Consider the following 6,786-nt stretch of genomic DNA (forward strand, 5'->3'; position numbering starts at 1 on the left):
GCGGACCGGATTCTGGGACCAAACGGTCTCGACGATGCGCTTGCTGGCGTCGATGATGGCGCGCTGGCCGACGTTCTTGAGTCGTGGTTTGTCTCGATCCGGAATCGGCCGCGAGCCACCCGAGCCGACGAGCTGCGCTGGCATGCCGGCCTCGGGTTTGTGACGGACGTGGTGACATGGCTTTCCAAGAGCCGAATTCCGGATGATCGCCTGCGAGCCATCGAGGCGCGCTTGCACAGGCTTTCGACCTTATACAGCCAATTGCATGTGCGGAAAACCAGTCAGGTTGAAACCGTCCGCTCATTGCCAGCATCCGTCGTGGAGGCGCTTTACGATCTGCTGGACCCGGAGTCGAGTGGGAATCCGTTCACGCGTGCGAAGACCTGCTGGCGCATTTACATCGCCTTCGTGCTGATGTTGCATCAAGGACTGCGGCGTGGCGAGTTGCTGCGACTTACAGCCGACTGTGTTAAGTCCGGCTTTGACAAGAAAAGGCAAACACCGCGTTATTGGCTCAATGTGCAGGAGAACGAATATGAGGACGGCGAAGCCGATGAGACGATCGACTCGCGGTACTCGAAGCCAAGCATCAAAACAGTCCATTCTGTCCGACAGATTCCTGTCAGTGGGCTAACGGCTCAGCTGGTCCAGACCTACGTTGAAAACTATCGCGGCCGCCCGAGCCACCCCTTCCTGCTTAATTCATATCTTGGCAACCCGCTCGCGACTGAATCGCTGACAAAAGCGTTTCGCGAAGTCTCGAATGTGTTGCCGGAGCCGGTACGTCGTGAATTGAGCGATCGCTGTGGCAAGGATTCCGTTATGCCGCATGACCTGCGTCACACAAGCGCTGTCGTGCGCTTACATCAACTGCTGGATAGCGGTGACGCGATGGATGAGGCACTGCAGAAGATGCGAACGTTCTTCGGATGGTCAAAGAAATCGTTGATGCCCTCACGCTACGCGCGGGCTGTGTTCGAGGACCGGCTAGCGGACGTGTGGAATGACAATTTCGATGACCGGGTAGCGTTGCTACGCGCCATCCCGAAAGGGCTCTGACCATGCAAGTGCCCCGCAGCATCGGCGTTGCGGATGTCGCTCGCGAGGCCGGAGATCTGATCGCCGACGTGGTCTCGCGACTTCCAGCGCTTCCTCCCATCATCCGCTACTACGACGAATTTGATGACGCTACCCGCTCGATCACTTCGCCCACGGACACGGTGGTATTCGAACTGTTGATATATGGGCGGCTGCACAGGCTGGACTTCGATCGTTGTCCAGGCGCATATGGCATGCTGGTGAAGCAGCTCTTCTTGTTTCTGCTAGGCAAAGGACTTCATGTCGTTTCCGCCTTCAAGGCAGCCAGTGGAGCGATGCACTTCTCGGTTCCCGAAGTCGAAAGGCTGGTCGACGCCGGCCCGCACAAAATCGGTCGTGAATGGGCCGTCATGCGCGCTCGCGACTTGCCTCAGGATGCGTACCGCTTCGGCAAAACACTGCTGCGGCTGCTGTGTGCCCACCGACTTTGCGGCTGGTCTCCGACGTATGAAGAATTTATACGCTCTTCCCTGCCTGGTCCTGCAACAGATTCGCACGCCGGAGTGCATTCTGGAGATGTCTTTCTATCGGTCGACGAAGAAGCAGCGATCGTGAGGCATCTGGACGAAACGGTTTCAGCTCTCACGTCGTCCGTGAGCGCACCTCCAGCACACGAGGACCTCTGCGACGCCGGCATGTTGCTGTGTGCCTATCAGTTTGCCATGCGTCCGATCCAGATCGCGATGCTGAGCATGAGAAATGTGCGTATCTGGCAGGATGCACCGGATGGTCCGCCGACGGTGCATTTGACCTTCCATATGGCCAAGCAGAAAAGTACCTCAAAAAGAAAACCACTCACGCGCCGGGTCAAGCGAGAATGGGCTCCGATCATCGTTGCGTTTAATGGTCACCGGCAAGCTGAAGGAGCTGCTGGTGCCGCTCGTTTCTTTGCCGTTCAATCGAACTACGAAGCGGGAGCGCGCATTGCCACGCTGGTGAGGAAACTGATCGGTTCTGATGATCTCGGTACGGCCATGGACCTGCGACATACAGCTGCCCAACGACTCGTTGACGCCGGTGCCAGTCACGAGGAGCTCGCTGAATTCATGGGCCATTCCAATGTGCGGACCGGGCTCGTTTACTACGAAACATCTGCCACTCACGCGGAGCGCGTCAACCGTGCACTCGGCGCATCGGACATATACCGACGCGTGGCGAAAATTGCACACGACCGGTTCATCTCCCCGGAAGAGCTCACCCTTCTTAAAGGTGAGCAACAGATCGCTGGTGTGCCTCACGGCATTCCGATTGCAGGTATCGGCGGATGTTCTTCGGGGCAACCTGCCTGCCCTTACAACCCGGTCACGTCGTGCTATGGATGCAGGAAGTTCATGCCCTTGCACGATAAGGCGATGCATGAGCACGTGCTAGCCGCCATGCGTGAAGTAGTGGTGTTCTTCGATCAGAGTTCTCGCGGCGACACCAGCTCTCCCGCCTACCTGCAACTGCAACGCACGATCGCTGAGATACAGGCGGTCATCGAGGAACTGGAAGGCGACAATCGATGAATCCACACTACTCCGCGTTCATCGAACTAGGCAAAACGCTGGTTCGGGAAAGAGGCATACAGTGGGACATGCCCGTCGACAAAACAGGCTCCGCACGCGACGGCGTTGGCTGGAACCTTACCGTCATTGCCGGCGACGTGCCGCCGCCGAACTACTATCTCCGAGACCTCGGGGCTGATACGAAGGCACTGGCTATCGTCAATGCGGAGCGCGCCGAGGGCAACCTGACGCCACTTGCCCTCCAAGCTCTATCGCCCGCGTGGCAGGACCTCATCAAGGCCGCAGTCGCCGAGCAGTTGCTGTTCAAGCGGAACAAGGCCAGTTATGTGCTGCAGTGCATTGCGCGTCCGCTGCGTGTGATCGCCACATGCGTGGACAAGGAACCGTGGCAACTGACCGTCGACGATTTGCGTCTTGCGGTCCGCATCGGGAAAGCGATCCAGTCCTCCGGAAAACTGGGTGACCTGGTTGCTGGCATCGTCAGAGTGGTGTTTGATGCGCAGCACATCTGCGACGCCGGTCAGTTGTACTCGTCTCTCGCTGTTCCTCGCATGAAAATGAAAAGCGCGATCAAGGCGAAACATATCTGGTCGCAGGACGAATTGCGCGCCGATCTGGAGGCACGCAAGCGTGAAGAGCGGCTCCCTGAGCGCCGAGCGTTCTGGGAACTGACCCGTATCGTAATGACCGAGAAACCGCGCACGTTCATGGATGAGCTGCGGTTCGCTGCGATACGCACGATGATAGTAACTGGCTTGCGTATCGGCGAAGCTGCGCTACTCCCGATTGACTGGAAGCGCGAGCGAACCCATCTGGATTCAAGAGGGCTCCCCGCAGGTGAATCTGGCGGCATCTCGACATCGCTCATGCTCCGCCACTTCGCTGAAAAGCAGCAGGATGATGAGTCGGATAGTGCTGTGCTGCATGAAAACACGCAGCCTGTGCCGGACATGTTCCGGACGCTGCTCACTGAGACGCTTGATCATGTCGCGAGAATCACGGAGCCACTTCGCGCAACGCTGAAGCTGCAGTGCGAAACGGGGCGACTACTGCCGTGGTATGCGAACGATGATCTTGTGTCTATCACCGAACTTTATACACGTTTGATGGGTAATCCGTTCTGGACCGCAATCTCTCGTGAAGCCTTTGTCGACCGCTATCGCGAAGGCTTCGACCCTCGTGTCCTGATCGACTTGCATCAGCGCCAGTCTATGGAACATCGGACAGGCGCAATCCAACTCGACATGGCGCTTTATCAGTTCGCGCACCGCTTGTAAAAGAAGATGGCCGCTCAACAGATTGCGTTACGATTCCGCAACGCAAGTGGCTCTGTCATTCCAATTACTAGTGATCGGAGTTGGCCCACGGAACGCATGTCTTGGCACAATACTTACCTGCGCGTCGGTGAGTTAGAACAACATATCCGCTCTACGACACCGACAAAGGTATCAGACACGGCACCACTGCGGTCGGTGACTGGCGCAGTGCATTCGTGGGAGTTGCTGCTCACCCATCCGAAGCGCTCGCTTGCAGAGGAGCGGAACGACGGCTTGTGCGACGTGACCCGCTACATGGCAGTTGGCCGGCCAGATCCGCGGTTTGTAGGTTTAGCGCTTGGGGACAACAAAAACATACCATCGCTATTCGAAAAATACGGTGAGTCGGACGAGGATCGCGAGTTGAAGCTCGAGTCGCACATGCTGCGTCATCTGCAAAACACGGAGCTGTTTCGGCTGGGCGTTGCCGACACGATCATCTCGAAACGCTTCAACCGGCGTAGCGTCGCGCAAAGCTACGAATACGATCATCGCAGCCTGGCAGAAGATCTGGATCAGATCGAGATCCCCCTGGACATCGAAATCATGCTCGGTGAAAAAGCGAGTACGCTTGCCCGGCTCATCAAGGGCGGCAAAGCGAATGGTCCGATCGTCGATGCGTTTCGGCGCATCCAGGCAACAGAGGGCGACACTGAGGCGTACGAATACCTGCGCGCCGAGGCCGACGGTTTCCATGCCACACCATATGGGCATTGCCTGAATTCATTTACGGTCGATCCCTGTCCCAAACATCTCGAGTGCTTCGAGGACTGCCGCCATCTGTCGGCCACCGATCTGCCGGAGAACCGGCGGAACCTGATCCGGCTTGAGGGCAAGTTCAAACTTGCCCTCGAGTCGATCAAGGCCAGACCGTCGACCAGCATTGGCTGGCAAAACCAGCTTGACCACGCAGGGAAGCGGCTGGCCGGCGTACAGAAGCTTCTTGCAACACCAGCGGGCGAACGCCCCTTCCCTGACGGCGTTGACCTGTCACGGCATCGGCAACGCGGAGTACTTGATGAGTGAACCTAACGAGACCACACCGCCCAGCGACGACGACCAGATGCGCGAGATTCTCGAAACGCTACTGGCCGATGACGAAGACATCACGGCTCGCGCTGTCGCGCGGCGGCACCCTTCCATCAACGCGGCATCGTCAATTACGCGTAGCGAAGCCCGGAGCAGGCTACTGTCCGGATATCAGCAGCGGCAGGCCGAGTACCGCCGCTGGCGCGGACGTGTTGCCAAACGATCTGGCGCCGATACCGCGGCCTCGCTTGCCGACAAGGACATCAGGATCGCAGAACTCGAAGCGACTGTGCAACTACTGACCGCTTCCCACCTTGCAATGCTGCGCGCTGTCGGCGAGCTCGGCGGCTTCAGCAAATGGGCAAGATTCTATGAAGAATACCGGGATGCTCGGGATAAACTCATTGATCTGGGCGCAGTACCCACGGCAACGGTTGCGCAATTGACCGCGGAAATCTCGACGAAGCTGCAGTCGACAACCAGGCGGAAGAAACGTTGACCGATGTCCTGTACGGTGTGGACACGAAACCGAACGGTGATCAGATATGAAGCTTGCTGACTTTTACATCGGCCTCGAATTTATTGAAGGCCCCTTCTGTTGGCGATGCACGGACGTAGGAACGCGAACGGTGGTTGCCATCCGACTCACTGAGAACAACCCCATCTGGTATCAGGGACCGCCGTACATGGTGGAGGAAGTAGTTCTGGACGAGGCGAGTCTTGCTGACTGTCACCTGACGGAAGAAGAGCACATCAAAGCTGCAGTCGTCGAAGCGGACACGTCCGGTCATCCGGGCTATCCAGGCGAAGCTGTTCACCGTATGACGGAAGTTCGCTTCAAGAATCCGGCGTATCCGCGCAGGGAGATGTTCCGGTTTGACCGCGTACGCGCCGACGGTGAGATCCTGCACCCATACGCGGCTCGCGAGGTCGCGGAGGAATGGATGATCAACTTCTATCTGCCGTTCACCCAGAACTGGGGGGAGATACCAGAGGAACAGTTCATTGCCTTACCGATTGCCACACCTATCGACATCAAGCGCCGGGCAGATCAATTGCCGTCGTGAAGAGGACTGCCAGCCATCTGCTTATCGGTCACTATACGTAGTATTTGCATGATCGCGACAGCCACGAAATGGCTGTGGTTCTGCGGTGGAAACCGCCTCTCTCCCGAAAGGAGCACGAAATGTCTTACGCACCCTGCTTCCAGACGCTGCACGATGAGATCCGGCCCGTGGGACACCTCGGACGGGGCACACATTATTCTGTTCTGCGCGTACCAACCTGGCACGATGAATTGATGCATCAGCTTCAGTTTGGAAGGTTCCTCGACTTCGCAATAATCTGGGACGAAGATCACGACGACCGGGTCGTTGATGCAATCTTGGTCATGTACCTCGGTGGCCTGCTTGCGCCGGTGCGATTCATCGGCGAGCGCAAGGGTGTGCTCTCAGTGTTGCTTGCTCCTGCAGCCGTTCAGGCTTGGGACGATCACACGTTCCAGCGATATCGCGAGGACGTCGCCGACGTATGCACCAGTCTTGAGGATCCATGGACGGCAGATGTCAACAGCATGGATAGCTCGCAACATTCGATCATCCACGCGCCTGCTGAAAACGTCGCGACCTATCTGAAAAACATCGACATGCTGTGGCAGCTCGGAACGAAGTCGACTCTCCCTGCATAGGCGGCATGGATTCGCAACAACTTCCGATCACACGATGCCACGATCAAGCCGTCATTGTTGCGCAAGTGGTCGCTCCGCCGCGCAACAGACAGGCTCACGTCGGGAACACAACAGCTCTACAGAGAATGGTGGCGCCTGTGGATAACTT

Annotated in this window: 7 protein-coding genes; all 7 read left to right on the forward strand. The window is 57.5% G+C overall.

Going from position 1 to position 6,786, the window contains the following annotated elements:
• Positions 1–168 precede the first annotated feature (168 nt).
• The 7 genes from AWB69_RS44440 (at position 169) to AWB69_RS44465 (ending at position 6,638) form a co-directional block, all read left to right on the forward strand.
• Positions 169–1,059, forward strand: a complete 891-nt coding sequence (locus AWB69_RS44440; RefSeq protein ID WP_231937450.1) for a site-specific integrase — start codon at positions 169–171, stop codon at positions 1,057–1,059.
• A gap of 2 nt (positions 1,060–1,061) precedes the next feature.
• Positions 1,062–2,606 carry a site-specific integrase gene (locus AWB69_RS44445; RefSeq protein ID WP_062093115.1) on the forward strand — a complete coding sequence of 515 codons (1,545 nt, stop codon included), beginning with the start codon at positions 1,062–1,064 and terminating at the stop codon, positions 2,604–2,606.
• The gene (locus tag AWB69_RS50165) at positions 2,603–3,883 is read left to right on the forward strand and encodes a hypothetical protein (protein WP_231937451.1); all 1,281 of its coding nucleotides are present in this window, start codon (positions 2,603–2,605) and stop codon (positions 3,881–3,883) included. The genes AWB69_RS44445 and AWB69_RS50165 overlap by 4 nt, the downstream gene beginning before the upstream one ends.
• A 6-nt stretch (positions 3,884–3,889) precedes the next feature.
• Positions 3,890–4,948, forward strand: a complete 1,059-nt coding sequence (locus tag AWB69_RS50170; RefSeq protein WP_231937452.1) for a hypothetical protein — start codon at positions 3,890–3,892, stop codon at positions 4,946–4,948.
• On the forward strand, positions 4,941–5,450 hold the full coding sequence (locus AWB69_RS44455) for a hypothetical protein (RefSeq protein ID WP_062093116.1): 510 nt from the start codon (positions 4,941–4,943) through the stop codon (positions 5,448–5,450). The genes AWB69_RS50170 and AWB69_RS44455 overlap by 8 nt, the downstream gene beginning before the upstream one ends.
• A gap of 46 nt (positions 5,451–5,496) precedes the next feature.
• Positions 5,497–6,018, forward strand: a complete 522-nt coding sequence (locus AWB69_RS44460) for a hypothetical protein (RefSeq protein ID WP_062093117.1) — start codon at positions 5,497–5,499, stop codon at positions 6,016–6,018.
• Positions 6,019–6,137: 119 nt separating this feature from the next.
• Positions 6,138–6,638, forward strand: coding sequence for a hypothetical protein (locus tag AWB69_RS44465; RefSeq protein WP_062093118.1), 501 nt, complete (start codon positions 6,138–6,140; stop codon positions 6,636–6,638).
• Positions 6,639–6,786: the final 148 nt, after the last annotated feature.

Source organism: Caballeronia udeis, assembly GCF_001544555.2.
GTDB classification, from domain to species: domain Bacteria; phylum Pseudomonadota; class Gammaproteobacteria; order Burkholderiales; family Burkholderiaceae; genus Caballeronia; species Caballeronia udeis.